The 14,917-nt window shown below is 47.5% G+C and carries 14 protein-coding genes and 1 pseudogene; 4 read left to right on the top strand and 11 right to left on the bottom strand.

Going from position 1 to position 14,917, the window contains the following annotated elements; all coding sequences use genetic code 11:
* Positions 1-316: 316 nt before the first annotated feature.
* Positions 317-2,044 carry a cellulase family glycosylhydrolase gene (locus PGL01S_RS13350; RefSeq protein ID WP_164775456.1) on the bottom strand — a complete coding sequence of 576 codons (1,728 nt, stop codon included), beginning with the start codon at positions 2,042-2,044 and terminating at the stop codon, positions 317-319.
* A 589-nt stretch (positions 2,045-2,633) separates the two neighbouring features.
* Here PGL01S_RS13350 and PGL01S_RS13345 point away from each other — a divergent pair.
* Entirely contained in the window at positions 2,634-3,404 is a 771-nt protein-coding gene (locus PGL01S_RS13345; RefSeq protein ID WP_127495104.1) for an arylamine N-acetyltransferase family protein, read from the top strand.
* Between the two features lie 342 nt (positions 3,405-3,746).
* Here the strand turns inward: PGL01S_RS13345 and PGL01S_RS13335 are convergent, their stop codons facing one another.
* Complete coding sequence (locus PGL01S_RS13335) at positions 3,747-4,382, bottom strand: hypothetical protein (RefSeq protein WP_127495103.1); 636 nt, start codon at positions 4,380-4,382, stop codon at positions 3,747-3,749.
* Positions 4,383-5,213: 831 nt separating this feature from the next.
* Between PGL01S_RS13335 and PGL01S_RS31595 the strand changes: the two genes are divergently transcribed.
* Positions 5,214-5,534 carry a CBO0543 family protein gene (locus PGL01S_RS31595; protein WP_373864159.1) on the top strand — a complete coding sequence of 107 codons (321 nt, stop codon included), beginning with the start codon at positions 5,214-5,216 and terminating at the stop codon, positions 5,532-5,534.
* On the opposite strand, the gene PGL01S_RS13330 is transcribed toward PGL01S_RS31595, so the two are convergent.
* From PGL01S_RS13330 to PGL01S_RS13320, 3 genes are all read right to left on the bottom strand, one after another.
* Positions 5,508-6,245, bottom strand: a complete 738-nt coding sequence (locus PGL01S_RS13330) for an SDR family NAD(P)-dependent oxidoreductase (protein ID WP_127495102.1) — start codon at positions 6,243-6,245, stop codon at positions 5,508-5,510. The two genes, PGL01S_RS31595 and PGL01S_RS13330, sit on opposite strands and share 27 nt — an antisense overlap.
* Positions 6,246-6,346: 101 nt before the next feature.
* Positions 6,347-7,201, bottom strand: a complete 855-nt coding sequence (locus PGL01S_RS13325; RefSeq protein WP_244935582.1) for a helix-turn-helix transcriptional regulator — start codon at positions 7,199-7,201, stop codon at positions 6,347-6,349.
* Between the two features lie 174 nt (positions 7,202-7,375).
* Positions 7,376-7,789 (bottom strand): MerR family transcriptional regulator, encoded by a 414-nt coding sequence (locus tag PGL01S_RS13320; protein ID WP_127495101.1) that lies wholly within the window; start codon positions 7,787-7,789, stop codon positions 7,376-7,378.
* A 93-nt stretch (positions 7,790-7,882) separates the two neighbouring features.
* Between PGL01S_RS13320 and PGL01S_RS13315 the strand changes: the two genes are divergently transcribed.
* Positions 7,883-8,728: an SDR family oxidoreductase gene (locus PGL01S_RS13315; protein ID WP_127495100.1), complete on the top strand. Its 846-nt coding sequence runs from the start codon at positions 7,883-7,885 to the stop codon at positions 8,726-8,728.
* Positions 8,729-8,992: 264 nt separating this feature from the next.
* Here PGL01S_RS13315 and PGL01S_RS13310 read toward each other — a convergent pair whose 3' ends face one another.
* From PGL01S_RS13310 to PGL01S_RS13295, 4 genes and pseudogenes are all read right to left on the bottom strand, one after another.
* Positions 8,993-9,487: a hypothetical protein gene (locus PGL01S_RS13310; RefSeq protein ID WP_127495099.1), complete on the bottom strand. Its 495-nt coding sequence runs from the start codon at positions 9,485-9,487 to the stop codon at positions 8,993-8,995.
* A gap of 125 nt (positions 9,488-9,612) precedes the next feature.
* Positions 9,613-10,413 carry a transporter substrate-binding domain-containing protein gene (locus tag PGL01S_RS13305; RefSeq protein WP_127495098.1) on the bottom strand — a complete coding sequence of 267 codons (801 nt, stop codon included), beginning with the start codon at positions 10,411-10,413 and terminating at the stop codon, positions 9,613-9,615.
* A 40-nt stretch (positions 10,414-10,453) separates the two neighbouring features.
* The gene (locus PGL01S_RS13300; RefSeq protein WP_127495190.1) at positions 10,454-11,212 is read right to left on the bottom strand and encodes an amino acid ABC transporter ATP-binding protein; all 759 of its coding nucleotides are present in this window, start codon (positions 11,210-11,212) and stop codon (positions 10,454-10,456) included.
* Positions 11,213-11,237: 25 nt separating this feature from the next.
* Positions 11,238-11,912, bottom strand: a pseudogene (locus tag PGL01S_RS13295) (amino acid ABC transporter permease).
* 93 nt (positions 11,913-12,005) lie between these two features.
* Between PGL01S_RS13295 and PGL01S_RS13290 the strand changes: the two are divergent.
* Positions 12,006-12,365: a winged helix-turn-helix transcriptional regulator gene (locus PGL01S_RS13290; RefSeq protein ID WP_127495097.1), complete on the top strand. Its 360-nt coding sequence runs from the start codon at positions 12,006-12,008 to the stop codon at positions 12,363-12,365.
* A gap of 7 nt (positions 12,366-12,372) precedes the next feature.
* On the opposite strand, the gene PGL01S_RS13285 is transcribed toward PGL01S_RS13290, so the two are convergent.
* Both PGL01S_RS13285 and PGL01S_RS13280 read right to left on the bottom strand, forming a co-directional pair.
* Positions 12,373-13,704: a hypothetical protein gene (locus PGL01S_RS13285; protein ID WP_127495096.1), complete on the bottom strand. Its 1,332-nt coding sequence runs from the start codon at positions 13,702-13,704 to the stop codon at positions 12,373-12,375.
* A gap of 749 nt (positions 13,705-14,453) precedes the next feature.
* Entirely contained in the window at positions 14,454-14,879 is a 426-nt protein-coding gene (locus tag PGL01S_RS13280; RefSeq protein WP_127495095.1) for a DUF6157 family protein, read from the bottom strand.
* Between the last annotated feature and the right edge of the window lie 38 nt (positions 14,880-14,917).

Genomic DNA, 14,917 nt, shown 5'->3' with positions numbered 1-14,917 from the left:
TTTATGTTAACAGTAAAGGGAAAGTCGTTAGGCCATGTGTACTCTTACTAACAGCTATTATAACTGAAACTTCCCCCACTATCCGCCCGTTAGCTTAATAAATCGAGTTGCGAAACAGGGATTCCCCCTCAAAATTGATATCATGCCATTGTATCTGCCCCTTTAACCGATGGTTGTAAACATCTAGTCAAGTACATAACGTAAGAGAGAGCTGGCGCAGCAAAAAAATCCCCGATGCCGGTAAGGATCGGGGATCTACTTCTATGTTATAATGCCGACGGTATATACTCGTCGCAGAATCTACAGTAACCTGAGATCAAGAAACTACCCCGATCCCGGTCACATTCGATCCGCTCTTTTGGATGGCATAGTTTATGACTTGCCCATCGTAGAATTCGATCGTAATCTTGATGGTACCATCCAATACGGAATTGTTAAAGAAGTTGCTTTGTATACTGAACGTACCTTCGGTATAGTTCGCATTAAATTCAGAGCCAAACTGCATATACGGGAACCAGGAATTCGGGCCGATTCTGTTGCCGGATGCATCATAGGCTGAAGCACGTTTTACCTTGGAACCGTTGAAGGTTACCGGAATCGTAATTCCGGAGGTTGTCGTGCCTGTAGCGGTTTGAAATACTGGCGCTGCATATTTGATTATATATTGATGCCATGCGGCGCCTGCTGAGAATTGCAACTCCAAATCCGCAATGAGCCCGTATGACCCCTTTGTGAATTTCTCGGTTACAAAATTTTTGGAAAGCGTAAGAGTTGCGGTTTTGGCATTATAGGAATAATCGCTTTTCTTCAATCCTGCGATGCCTTTAAAGGTATTCCCGTTCAGCGTAAGCGGAATCTGAATATCCCTTGCAGCCTTTTCTTTAATATAGATTTCGTTTAACCCTGTCGAATTGGAGGAACGTTGTCCCTGAACGGATGTTTTAATCGTTGACCCTATCAAATAATTCCAGTCATATGGCGCGACCCGATCGAATGCAGGCGGCCAGATCATCGTACTGACTCTATATTTTGAAGCCATGTAATTCAAATATTCCAGATATTTCAGCTTCTCGCCCGACTGATTGGCTGCAGCGCCTTCATCGGAAGATAACCAGCCATATTCGCCAATGACAACCCCGATGCCTTTTGAAATAAAAGTGTTATTCAAGGTGTTAAAGAACAGATCCGTATTGGATCTCGGCGTTTGAGCGGAGTCTTTGTAAAGCTGTTCGTCAAAACCTGTAATACCCAGGTTGCCGCTATACACCCAGTCGCTGTAATAATGAACGGTGGCAATAATGTTCGGATCATTCAGGCTTGTGATAAAGTTGTAGGTTGCAAGGGTTTTATCCTCAGCACTGTTTGTTTCATAAGTCGGAATAATAACCATTCTTGTTGCATTATCGCCACCCGAATGACGAATCACTTGATAGGCAGCTTGGTTGATCCTATTCAATTTATCCTGCTTTGTGACGGTTCCGGTATCGCTTGCGAATTGCGGCTCATTTATGGTCTCGAAGGATACGGTATTGGGTTCGTCCTTGAAATAATCCGCAAGCTGTGTCCACAAATCCACATATCGCTTATATTCCTCGGATGCCGTATTTCCATCCCAGTCTTTAAGCCAGATCCAGGAATCGTGATGCAGGTTGATCATGACATAAAATCCTGCGGAAACGGCCCAGTCCACTACTTGTTTATATCTGGCCAGCCAAGAGGAATCGATGACATAGTGTCCGTCGGCTCCCATTGTATATCTGGTATAGGCGGTCATGGGGATGCGAATGCTATTGAAGCCTTTGGCCTTGGCTGCCACAATCAACTCTTGCGTTACCTTCGGCTGCCCCCAGGAAGTTTCATCGGATAGCGAGAAGTCGTTTGAATTGAAGCTATCAAAGGTATTAAATACGTTCCAGCCTTTGCCCATTGCTTCGACATAGGCCTGCGACGGAGATACCGCCGCTGCCGATGCGGGCTTCGAACTGTTAAACCCAAATGCAGCTATCAAACATATGGTCATCACAAAAGCTGTCACTCTTTTCATGAATTTTTTTCTCTGTGATCCTATCATTAGAAATTCCTCCTGTCAGTGCCATATTGTTCTATCTCTCGAATTGCTATGAAGCGAGGCGAAAGAAAGCGTTTTCGTAAATAGCTTCATGAATCTCAAGCCTCCCCTATATCCCTCCCCTCTTAAAAAGTTCTCGCTTCCATTCTGGATTATACAGGTAACAATAGAAGATAACCTTCATTATCGAGTCACTTGAATAGCACAATAAAGACAACGTACTCTTGAGGAGGCAGACGACCTCATTCCCTGTTCCATTCGCGCATCTGGTCTTCGCGCTCAGAGAAGTATTTTACGAGTGATCTGCCTGTATCTCCAGAAGTTAAGATTGTCCTAATACGGCTTTGTATAGAAGTTTTGTCTTGAGCTGACGATAAGAACTTCTATACATAATATGAATCATTGCTTTCTCCTCGCTTACGGAATTGTATAAGCCAAGAGATGACCTTCTACATCAAGGTCATCTTTTTATTTCTGCCGGCTCGTTCGACAACAATTGTCACCTCTCACGACAAGTTTGAGTTAAACTAGATCTAAATTAGTCTTAAGGGAGGAGAATGGAAATATGGACGTGAAAAGCAAGATTCAGCTCTATTTAGATCGAATCGGCTATGAAGGACCGCTGGACAGAAGCGCTCAAGCGCTCGCAGATCTGCAGGACTGTCATCTTCACGCCGTGCCTTATGAGAATTTGGACATTGTGCGTGGCGTGCCGGTCTCGCTTGAGATCGATCACCTATTCGATAAAATTGTCGTCAGGCGACGCGGGGGTTATTGCTTCGAGTTGAACGCGCTGTTCGGATGGCTGCTGCGCGAGCTGGGATACCCTGTAACCGATCTGTTCGCCCGCTTTTGGCGCGACGAGCCGTCCCCTCCTCCGAAACGTCGCCATCAAGTGCTGAAGGTTGAAGCCGGGGACCAAACCTATTTATGTGACGTGGGTGTCGGCGGCATTGTTCCCCGTCGGCCAGTCGCCATGGTCGAGGGGCTTCCGCACCGGCAGGGCGATGAAACTTACCGATTGGACAAGGACCCGTACTATGGCTGGATGCTGTGCGAACTGAAGCATGGAGAATGGTGCCGGCTCTATTCATTCACGGAGGAGCCACAGCTGCCGAAGGATTACATCATGGCCAGCTATTGGTGCGAGCATGCGCCAGACTCTATTTTTACGAAGGCAGAGATGGTTGCCATTCGCACCCGGGAGGGCCGGAACACGGTGGCCGGGAAGGAATTCCGCCTGTTTGCCCAAGATGGGGTCAACGTGTTCACGCCCCAATCGGACGAAGCTTACAAGGAAGCGTTACGCCAGCACTTTGGGATCAAGCTGGACTAGTCGTTTCAATACAAGAACTGCCTGTCGTCATTATTCGAATGATAACAGGCAGTTTCTTTGGAGTACTTCTACTTCTTATGAATTAATCGTGTAAATACGATCTTCCGCGCCTAATGTAGTAATTTCTACATTATAATGACGTTCAATATACATACACACAGCAGCATAAATCTCAGGTTTACCAGTAATCAAACGCTTCTTCGGAGCTGCGTGCTCAAGAATCAGTAAATCAGAAATGATACGGGCGCTTTGAGTACCGCTCTTAATATAACTTTGTATAGCTGACTTTGAATTCTCCGAAAGATAAAAAGGATCGCTCTGTGAAGTCTGGGGAGGTTCGTTCTAGCTGAATAAATCTCTTTCGATTTCTGCAACTACTTCTTTGGGAGGCGTTTTTTCTTCAAAGGTTAGCTTTCTAGGAAGTAATCTGATTCGATTCTGTTTCAAGCTGCGTATTTGTTTTTCAAGCAACGGGAGACCAAGCTTAATTTGCTCGGCAACCGGCGTTGGAATACTATCCACTTGAAGCAACTCCGGATCCATGATCCATTTATTTTTCCACTTGGTTAGAAGCTCGTCCAATTCATAATCAATGGCATCGAACCCTTTTTTAACGGCAGCTACAGTAGTTGCCCCAATGCCCAAATGCTCTTTTAAATGCTCAATACCAAAAAACTTTATTTCGCCAGTGGATTTATTCCTTACCTGGTGCTGATATCTCAGCGGCCGGCCGCATTCACATCGTAGGTCCTGCCTAATATGGCCGCCATCAATATAGCCCACATAAATCCAGTCTTGCAATAACCTTTCGATTTCTGCCGGATCCGAATCCTCGGGAATATGAAAACCCTTCTCCTTGGCCATGATATTAGCAAATACTGTCCGATGACCGCGAACAAGATAATCTGATAAGTATTGCCGCTGCCGCTCATTCAGTTGGGCCAATATTTGGTCCCGTTCTTCAACACTAAGTATCATAACCAAACACCCCCTCTTTTTGTTGCTTAACGACCGGCAGAACGTGTCATAGCGTGTAATTTACTTTCATTCAAAATCTTTGAGTAATAGATCACATTCAGAAGGCTGGTTGGTGCGAAATTCTATAACGAATTTCCACGCTTGAGCTTCTTTAACAATTAGTCAAGGGTGTTGCAATAGAAGAAGAGTCGAATTCTGCACTAGATAGAACGTGATATTTCATTTGCTGCAGATTGAATAGCAATTCTTTTGTTCGTTTTTTACCTCCTGAATGACTAGAAACGCAGATACATTTCCCCTTAATTCGGTGTATATGCCACGCTATCCTGCCCTTTCGCTGAATAACTTATTTTCGTAATTGTATAGAAGTTCTTATTCTATTAAAAACGGGGTTGTCCCTCGGATCACTTTCGTGACCTTGGAACAGCCCCTTCTAGGTTCCTGGTGGAAAATTATTCCTGAATGGCTGAACTATCGTCTCCTGTTTAGTTCAATCATGACTGCTGTTTAGTTCTAACTCATCTCGATTTGAGCATGAATGGAATTACATTACCTGACAAATACTTAAATATAGTTCAATTACAAATAATTAAGGAGTATCGTTGATCAGGGGGAAGGTCCCCTTAGAGTACCGCTTGGTAGTGATGCATACAACGACATTCGCGCAGCGCTCGTGAAGAGGCTGGATGAATTGGAAGCTCAAAAAGATCTTGCCTACTCAACAGACGCAGATAACGTCATGCGGTAAGGAGGAGCAACTACTACTTGAGAACGGAAAAATGACGGTAGCCACATAAGAGTTACCGCTCCTTTTATACTACTTTTACTTTTCTGAAAAACCACGTTTTAGTTGTTCAGGGCGGTTTGATAGAGTATCCCGTAGGTTTCCTAAAAATGGCATACCGAGCAAGTTTCACATTTGAGTTTTACGTTTTTCCTGCTGTAAGTACAATTTATAATATTTACTTTCCTAAAAAGAAGCCTTGGTTCATTAAAACGCTATACATCATTGCTATTCCTGGAGTTATGACCATAAGTGAGGTTTATCTTGAGAAAAACACAGAATTAATAAAGTATTTGCATTGGACGTGGTATTGGAGTTTCCTCACGATGACTGCGACCTTATTACTCTCGTATGGCTACTATCTGTAGGATGGCACGAGCCATCTTGTCCGGATCGCCAACAACAAGCTTTTCTAACATGCTTAGATCGATGCCGGGAACCTCCCCTTTCATCATGCTAATCATTTTTCCGGAGGCTTGATCCCGGTAGACGTCCATCTGTTCTCCGAATCTGCCATTGTTGGCAGCAAATCCTGTGCGTATACCGCCTGGATCTACGATAGTTGTCTTTATGCCGAAGGGCGCGATTTCTTGGGCCAGTGCTTCGAAAGCACCTTCAATAGCCCATTTGGATGCACAGTACACCCCCATCCCGGGTGTCGCATAATGGCCGGCTTTACTGGCGATTTGGACAATATGACCGACGCCCCGGTTCCGAAGATGGGGGAGAAACGCTCTTGCTACGCGAAGCGAGCCGAATACGTTGGTCTGAAATTGATGCTCCAGTTGGTCATCGCTCGCTTCCTCAATTGCCCCATAGAGTCCATATGCAGCGTTGTTAACGACGACATCGATCGTGCCTAGTTCGCCAATGGCGCGTTCCGCGACCTCTTTGATCTGAGCCGCATTGGTCAAATCCAGATTCGCCTGCCACAACCGGGAGCCGTATTGGGCCTGCAGTTCATTGAGTATGCCCGGTTTGCGTATAGTGGCGGCGACGCGGTCGCCCCTTTCCAACAAGTGATGTACCATTTGTATAGCAAGTCCGCCCGTTGCTCCGGTAATAAACCAAGTTTTCATTCGAAATAACCTCCTTGATGTAATTCCATCTTAGGATACATCATAAGGAAAATGATTAACCACAGCATGTCTATTCTAGTAACAGTACTAACAGGCTAACTTCATCCCTTATCCTTTTCCAGCAAACGGATGAGCTGCTCTTCCGTGTTTGTACTGGCAACTGGCATAAAGATGCACCAATGTAGATTCGGATCGTTGTCTATACCTGTGGCAGAGTGTATTTCGAAATCCATCCTCTGTCCGTCGGGAAGAAAATAAGCCGCTCGAGTTACCCGTTTCTGCTGTATTTCGAATAGATCCCAGAAGCGAGCAAAATCTTCGCTATCCCGAAGCAGTTGTTTAAATCGCTCCATAAAAACGGGGTTATCCTTATAACGATCGAAGTTAGCGCGCATGAATGCGGTACTGTAACGGGCAAGGGACTCCCAATTTTCCAGTCTGCGCCGATAATCCGGGTTTAAAAAGATCAGCTGAATGAGATTGCGCTCCTCTTCGGGAATACTGCCAAAGTCCGCAATGACCAACTCTGCAGAACGGTTCCACGCGGTGATTACACCAGTTTCTTCGTTGGAAATAAAAGAAGGATACTGGAACTGCTCTACAAGCTTTTGCAGAACGAAACAGTCAATATCTTTTTCGCTTTGGGACTTGTCTGCACGCAAGATATCTCCATTTGCAAGTTCGAATAAATGTTGAAACTCGTCGGCGCTCAATTGCAGGGCTTTGCCAATGCTTGTAAGAACTTCCTGTGAGGGTTTGGTCTCTCGACCCTGCTCCAGCCAGGTATAATATGTCACGCTGACATTGGCAAGATATGCGACTTCCTGTATGCGTAGTCCAGGGGTTCGCCTGCGGCCGGGAAGTGGCGAGATACCCGCCATGGACGGCTGAAGCCGTTCGCGGCGGGATTTGAGAAATTGGCCTAGCGAAGACTGCATATGCGAGGTGGTTTTCATGTGTTGCTCCTTTCCTTATGTTGAGCGGTTAAGTCACATAGATCGCCGCTGTATGATTAAGCTAACGTTACCCGAAAGCACAATAATGAATTGTCGATTCATGTTCGGGCTTCTGTATCCCAGAGGCGGTTTCAGTTGTTACGCATGGACTAACGGGGGAAGCTTAAAAGCAGCTCAATCGGATGAGCCGGTATGCCAAGAATTTAGCATCTCTTGCGCTTTATTTGGATCGTCCAAAAGCAGGGTCCGATACTCCAGCATCTTGTTAAGGGTGCCTAGCATTTGGTCGTACTCTTCCTTTTTGCTCTCGATCTCCTTCTGCTTGCCGCGAATCCAATCGATAATCTGACGGTTCGTTTGGGTGTTGGCGTCGTGATCCCTCAAAACCTCCTTCAGTTCAGCAAGCGAACAGCCGATAGACTGGAATTTCTTAATGAGCTTCAACCGTTCGACAGCCTCTTCCGAATAGTTGCGATAATTGTTGCTTTCCCGCCGGACATGCCGATCATCCAGCAAGCCTTCCTTTTCGTAATAGCGGATCGTATGGATCGTTAATCCCATCTTGTCCGCCAGTTCCTGAATTTTCATACTCATTTCTCCTTGAACAGCTTGCTCTAGAGTTCACTTCATAGTTTATGCTTAGCATGTTCAAGCAGTCAACTCATGAAGGAGGATATCATTATGCAGGTTTTTGTTACAGGAGCAACAGGGTACGTCGGTTCCGCTGTCGTCCGGGAACTGATCGGCGCGGGACATACCGTATCGGGTCTCTGCCGTTCCGAAGAGAAAGCCGCGGGACTAAAGGCTGCGGGAGCCGAAGCGGTGTACGGTACGCTTGATGATCTCGATACACTGGGCAGTGCCGCCGCGGCTGCAGATGGCGTGATTCATCTGGCGTTCACCAACGATTTTTCCGACTTTGAAGGCGCGCTGGCTCTGGATTTGCGGGCTGTTGAAGTCATGGGAGCGGCACTGGAAGGCTCTGGGAAGCCGTTTATTACGACGGCTCATGCAAATGGACATACCGTGGATCAAGCTGTGCTAGCAAAGGCAGAGCAGGACGTTAGGGCATCGATCATCTCGCTTGCGCCGTCCGTACACGGCGAAGGCGATAAGGGCTTTGTGTCTATGATGATCAACATCGCCCGGACGAAGGGCTTCGCAGCCTACATCGGCGACGGAATGAATCGCTGGCCGGCGGTTCACCGCCTGGATGCGGCGGTTCTGTACCGTTTGGCGCTGGAATCCGCCCCGGCGGGCTCGCGGCTGCTAGGCGCCGGCGATGAAGGCATTCCGCTCTATGAGATCGCTGCGGTCATCGGGCGTCAATTGAAAGTGCCGACGGTCGGCATCACGCCTGAAGAAGCCGCCGCCCATTTCGGCTTTCTTGGCACCATTGCGGCATTAGACATCACAAGCTTGTACAATACTACGCAAGCGAGTCTGGCAACACGGGAACTTCTGGGCTGGAAACCGATGCAGCCTGGACTGATCGCCGATCTCGAAGAAGGGCATTATTTTGCATAAAAAAAGTGGGTGTACCAAACGTCCTTAAATGGCTGCTTGGGACACCCGACAAACTGAATTTAGCCTGACTCGTAAGAAAGTAGTGGCGGACTAGGAACTCGAAGGACCTAGACTGTCGCTGCTTTTATTGAGAAAACGCCAGTCGATCATTGTGTCCAGATGCCGCTCTGAACTAAAGTTCCCAGTTAGTTCAAATGCCTAGCCAACATATATCTTAGGCATCTAATAGGTTTTGATAGATGTCGTAACTTTCTTCATCAAAGCTTATTTTATTCTATTAACTAAATCAGCGTTTTCTTTACTCGATATTAATTTAACTTCATTTGGTGTAACCTCGTAAGTCCAAACACTCTTTGCTTCTATATCATTCACTTTTACATTCCAAGCTTTTGTTAAGATAACGATGTACTTAACTCTATCCGTTGATTTTTCAATCTTTGTCCTATGTACGCCATCCACTTTTAACCCAGGATAAGGACCACCCGTTTGTGTTTCTATATTTACAGATTCTCCATCATTAGGGAAATCAGGATGGTCTCTCAAAACCATTGCAACCGCTTCTTTTTCATCAAATGGCTTTACTTGAGTGCTCGGAGTCATCATTTTATTGCTTTGATTTTTGAAAGTATAAGTTATTTTAGTATCGGAACCTAAGTTTTCTACCTTAACGGAACCGACTAAATCAGATTGATTTGTATTGCTGTTTGAATCTGATCGATGTATTGGTTCTGACTGTTGTTGTTTGTTGTTGTACTCCACCCTGATTGTGTCAATTAATGGTCGCAGCTAATATTGACGAAGCAAAGCAAAACAAGCCGTCTACGAAAACAGCTTGTTTTGTATTGAATACTTTTCGATTCTTACACTACTTTACAGCAGCATAATTATTTGAGCGCGAAAATTTCAATTCCTTCAGAAATATCCTTGCCGAACCATTTTGTGGAGATCTGTGCATAAGTCCCGTCTTCATGCATCGACCTGAGCGCTTCGTTATACGCCTGCACAGTTGTCTCCTGGCCTTTGGTGAACAGGAACGCCGCCGTTTCGATCTCTTCGGATTGATCGACTACTTTGATTTTAAGATCTGGCCTGTTCTTGCGCAGATCCAGAAAATACAAATTATTATAGATCAGCGCATCTACCCGCTTGGAAGTTAAGAGCTCGACGGAATCGCCGTTCTCCGGCACCAGCGTGGCCCCGTATTTGAGCGCTAATGCCCCTTGCACGGACTCCGCGATTCCGTTCGTTTTTTTGCCGGCCAGATCTTCGAAGCTGCGGATGTCCTTGTTCTCTTCCAGGACGATGAGAGTCAGATTGGAGAATTGATACGGATCGCTGAAGTCATATTTTTGCTTGCGCTCCTCCGTAATAGATAGCTGCGGAATCGTGTCGAAGCGCCCACCATCGATACCCGAGAACATGCCAGCGAATTCGACCTCGGCGTATTTCGCCTTGATGCCCAGCCGTTTGGCGATCTCATCGGATATGTCGATATCGAAGCCGGTCAGCCCGCTGCTGTTGTGGAAGGAATATGGCGGATACGTTCCCGTCGTCGCGACGATGATCTCGCCTTTGCTCTTCAGCTTGGCGAGCGAATCCACCCCTTCGTTAGCAGCACCGCCATTCCCGCACGCGGTCAAGCTCAAAGCGATTAAACTTATGATACCTAATCCAAGCCTTCTCATATCAAAATGAAACCTCCATTATTTTAATGATGATTCTGTATTATTCTATTCGAGCGTGGGGAGACAGCCGTCTGACGAAAGCTTGAATCCGCTCGTGACGCGTCCGAACCATCACCTCGCCCGGACTCCCGCTCTCCACGATCCGGCCTTCTTCCATGAAGATCACCTGATCGGCCACGCGGCTCGCGAAATCCAGCTCATGCGTAACGATGACGAGCGTCATTCCGTCCCGGGTCAATGCCTTCATCACCTCCAGCACTTCCAGCACAAGCTCAGGGTCAAGCGCCGAGGTCGGTTCATCAAACAACAGCATAGTCGGTTCCATCGACATCGCCCTGGCAATGCCGACCCGCTGCTGCTGGCCGCCGGACAGTTGGTGCGGATAACGTTCCGTAAGTTCGCCTAGCCCGACCTTGTCCAAGAGAGCCGCTGCGTGCCGCTTCGCATCAGTCTTATTCAACCTTCTTACCACGACCGGTCCGAGCATCACATTCTCTAGTGCCGTCAGATGCGGAAACAAGTGATTGCCCTGGAAAACCATGCCGGTTTGCCGACGGAAGCTTTGCACCGCGAGCGGGCCGGATTTCTTATCGGCGCTGAAGGTCATAGACATCCCGTTTAGCGTGATCGTGCCTTCGTTTGGCAGTTCCAGCAGATTGATACAATTCAATAGCGTCGATTTCCCGGAGCCAGATGGACCGATGATGATCGTAGTTGTTCCTTTGCGAATGTCGAGCCCGATATTCCGAAGCACCTCCACCGAACCGAAGCGCTTATACAGTCCTCTAATCGTTAGCACATTCGGCTCGCCTCTCCCCGCCTGATCACTTCGCATACTTCCACCTCCTCTCTAACCGGCTCTGCCCGACCGTTAATAACGAGCAGATGACGAGATAATAGACACCGGCCAGTAGATAGAGAAGCATCGGCTCGAAGGTCGACGCCGCGATCAGCTTCGCCGCGCCGAACAAGTCCGGAAGCGTGACGAGCGCGGCGAGCGAGGTCGTCTTCACCAGCGTAATAAACTGGTTGCCGAACGGCGGGATGCAGACACGGAGCGCTTGCGGCAGGATCACTTTCGCGAGCACCTGTCTCCTCGACATTCCGAGTGCATAACCGGCTCTCCATTGTCCCTCGGGGAGGGACAGGATGGAGGCACGGATGATCTCCGACGTATAGGCCCCTTCAGATAGCGTTAAGCTGATCACTACGCTCACGAATGGCGATAGCAGAATGCCATAATGGGGAAGCCCGTAGAAAATAATGAACAGCTGAACAAGAATTGGCGTACACCTGATGATTCATACATAGGATCTTGCAAGCTTGCTTAAGACACGATTAGGCGATAGGCTGACCAGCGCGACTAATAGAGCCAGGACCAGCCCAAGGGAAAAGGAAATTAAAGACAGCGGGATCGTATAATTGAGCGTACCTCTAAGCAACGGGACGAGCGAGTCCGAAATAATCTCCATCACCCGCTGAAGCCGGTCTTCCGTCATGACAATCCATCCTTGATGCCGTAATAGGCATTTGATATAATTCATATTATTCCAATACTATTACCTGTATTTATGGGCAGACGGGGGTTAACAATGATTAATTTTAGGGATAACCGGTACCGGTGCGCATCCGAAATTACGTTGGACCTGATCAGCGGGAAATGGAAGATTCTCATCCTCAGCTATTTGTCGGAGAATACCTTTCGCTTCAACGAACTTCAGAAGCTAATGCCCGGCGCCACCCAAAAGATGCTGACCGCGCAATTGAGAGATTTGGAGCAAGACGGCCTGATTGTCCGCAAAGTCTATGCTGTCGCGCCTCCGAAGGTCGAATATTACTTATCGGAATTCGGAAGCCGCCTGGTTCCGATGCTGAAGATGCTGTGCGATTTCGGAGCGGATTACATGGAGAGCTTCCCGTCCGCTACCAAGAACGATGATCAGCGCGCTTGAGTCTCGGCTATGTAATCAGAAATTTTGCACCGAAGCCTTTGCCCGAACCCGCTGCCCGCTGAAGCGCCTCTTCCCCATCCTCTTCCAGAACGATGACATTCTCGGGATACAATTTCCCAAGCAGCGCCCATAACACAAGCGGGTTTCTTGCCGTGTCGATCAGATGATAACCGGAGTCGGCAATTACCAGACCGGGGAGCTCCAAAATTTTCGCAGCTGAGTGGCGCGTGACGTTCTCCAGATCCAACCGGCTTGATGGGTCATAATCAGGCTTAGATTCCGCGAGGTACAAATATCGATGCCCTCTGAATATTTGTCCAAGGTCCACTTCATAATCTGCAGCAGCCAGACGGAACCGGTACCGGATTTGTATCCGGTTCTCCGCATCTTCTATAGGGCTGACCAGCAGTTGGGCTTCGATCGCTTGCTCTATCGCCCATTCAACAGAAGCACTGCCGGCTGCATTATTGCCTTTCACAGTACGTTCATCCACATGACTCCTTAAAGCAGAATAGTAATCCGGGTAGGCGTAGTCAAAAACTGCCGCCGCTGTCTCTCCTTCTACGCCCGGAACTGTTCTGACCGGATACCAACGAAGCAGATACCTTCGCGCTGCAGCCGGATGCCCGTTCAAACTTGCCGGCAATATTGTGCCATAATGGTACTGGAAGCCGTAACCTGCGGCCGATAACATAGGAGCTAAGCCGCTTTGCGCATAACGGAGCACCGATTGGTGTGATGGCTTACCGATGAGAAATTCCGATAGGAAAGCGGTGCGGGCCTGTTCGGTGAAACGAAGGCCTTTTCCCGTTTCCCCATGTTTGATCTCGATCGGTACCTCCTCCCAATTCTCGATCAGTATATCCGTGACAAGAAGCGTCCACAAATGATGGTCGCAGCGGCTTCGGAACCGAATGGCCCCCAGCACCTCACTGCTTATCAGTGTCTTCTCCTCCACGCGTTCGCCTGCCCAACGGGCAATCGTTTCCCCGATCTTGCGGGCCTGCTCTGCCAACTCGAGTCTCGCCGTATCTTCTAGCGCAAGCGCATCCAGCTGCAATACCGCTTCCCTCCCGGAGAGCGCCAGACTGTTCCTGACATTCTCAAGCAAAGGCTCGTAGCCGGAGGTTCCGCGTAGGTGCTCGATCACCGAATCCATCAGCACCCCCAGCTCCCATACAATATCGCGCGCTCGGTATACTCCCGCGGGCAGCTCCCAGTCCCATTCTCCCTCAGGATTACGGGTCAAAGCATCTTGTTGCAGATTTGCGATGTTCAGCTCAAGCGGAGTTCCCCAACTTAGGCTGTATTCTCCCGCCTTTAATTGATAGGTTGACATTCTCGTACACCTCTCTTTCGTTTTTCCTAGATTAACAACGCCGCCGGTTTTTGGGAAGTACGCACTTTTCCGTATTATTGTTCCTTTTCGGTGCGATAGGCACTAAAAGGGAACTGTCATCGCGTTGTCTCTAAGTCTACTTGACTGGCATGATAAAGCAGTGATAAAGCAGTGATAAAGCAGCTTAGCGAGATAATTCTGACTATCATTTCTATATTTTATGCCAAGTAACTTTCCTTTTCTTTTCGTAATATTCTTTTTCGTCTAAGACCACAATGTACAGCTAAATACAAAGCTCGCCTCAAACGTTTGGAATTATGATTTAATAAGAAAATTATCCCATAACAAAAAAATCCGCGATTATCGCGGACTTGAATGAGATCATGTTCTTGTCACCCGACAATATTTAAGTTCAATGTCAGTCATTCTACTGCTCATAGCTGAGTAATGTCAGCAACCGGTCATTATTGACCGGCTGATGCAATGTTTTTATTTGAACTAATGTTCCCGATAATTTAACTAAATTATCTGTCGATTATCCATTTACATCGTTGCTGGTTTTTTCAAAACATAGATTAACCGTTCTTTCTTTGGACCAAGTTAGATGTGAATAAGGCGGTATATTGAGCTATCCGTTTCTCTATGCCGAAGAAAACGACTGCCGATTAACACACCGGCTGCCATCTTTTGTGGTTTATAGAGCTCTCGTTCTTCGATAGCGTAAATGTCTACTGAACCTGTGATTGTACTCACTTCTTCTTGTTTCTCATGGCGGCGAGGAGCTTCACATTCCCATTGGCTCCTTCCACGAAACGTCTATATTCTCGGGATTCCACCGGAACGATCGCGATTTTCCCCTTCGCATTGAAATGAATACCCCATCCGTATTTTTTCGGGAGCATTGATGCTCTCAAGCATGGTTTCGGTTTCATGAAAAACTCGTCTCGAATCTGGTCACCTCTCTCAGTTAACTCGTCCTCCGGAATGTTTTTGTGTCGGATATGCACGATGTACAAGAGTTCCTCCTGAGTATAGTCATACGGATTATTCGCGAGTAACTCAAACTCGCTACCCGGCTTTGTTTTTCCGTTTTTCTTGTCCAGAGGCTTCACTCCGATCTCTGAGGGGCAATCCGCAGCAACGGTAATGAACGTATCATAGGAATTCCAGTCCATCCTCATTCCTCCTGAATCAGGTATAGCACTGCTCACTG

It is taken from the genome of Paenibacillus glycanilyticus NBRC 16618 (genome assembly GCF_004000805.1).
GTDB lineage: Bacteria > Bacillota > Bacilli > Paenibacillales > Paenibacillaceae > Pristimantibacillus > Pristimantibacillus glycanilyticus.
Note: the sequence above shows the minus strand (reverse complement) of the source record. Positions and strands in the feature narration are given on the sequence as shown.

Coding starts and splice junctions, on each gene's coding strand:
- PGL01S_RS13345 (WP_127495104.1), top strand. CDS start 2,634: ATGGACGTGAAAAGCAAGATTCAGCTCTATTTAGATCGAATCGGCTAT.
- PGL01S_RS13320 (WP_127495101.1), bottom strand. CDS start 7,789: ATGAAAATTCAGGAACTGGCGGACAAGATGGGATTAACGATCCATACG.
- PGL01S_RS13325 (WP_244935582.1), bottom strand. CDS start 7,201: ATGAAAACCACCTCGCATATGCAGTCTTCGCTAGGCCAATTTCTCAAA.
- PGL01S_RS13280 (WP_127495095.1), bottom strand. CDS start 14,879: ATGGACTGGAATTCCTATGATACGTTCATTACCGTTGCTGCGGATTGC.
- PGL01S_RS13330 (WP_127495102.1), bottom strand. CDS start 6,245: ATGAAAACTTGGTTTATTACCGGAGCAACGGGCGGACTTGCTATACAA.
- PGL01S_RS13305 (WP_127495098.1), bottom strand. CDS start 10,413: ATGAGAAGGCTTGGATTAGGTATCATAAGTTTAATCGCTTTGAGCTTG.
- PGL01S_RS13335 (WP_127495103.1), bottom strand. CDS start 4,382: ATGATACTTAGTGTTGAAGAACGGGACCAAATATTGGCCCAACTGAAT.
- PGL01S_RS13315 (WP_127495100.1), top strand. CDS start 7,883: ATGCAGGTTTTTGTTACAGGAGCAACAGGGTACGTCGGTTCCGCTGTC.
- PGL01S_RS13290 (WP_127495097.1), top strand. CDS start 12,006: ATGATTAATTTTAGGGATAACCGGTACCGGTGCGCATCCGAAATTACG.
- PGL01S_RS13350 (WP_164775456.1), bottom strand. CDS start 2,044: ATGAAAAGAGTGACAGCTTTTGTGATGACCATATGTTTGATAGCTGCA.
- PGL01S_RS13285 (WP_127495096.1), bottom strand. CDS start 13,704: ATGTCAACCTATCAATTAAAGGCGGGAGAATACAGCCTAAGTTGGGGA.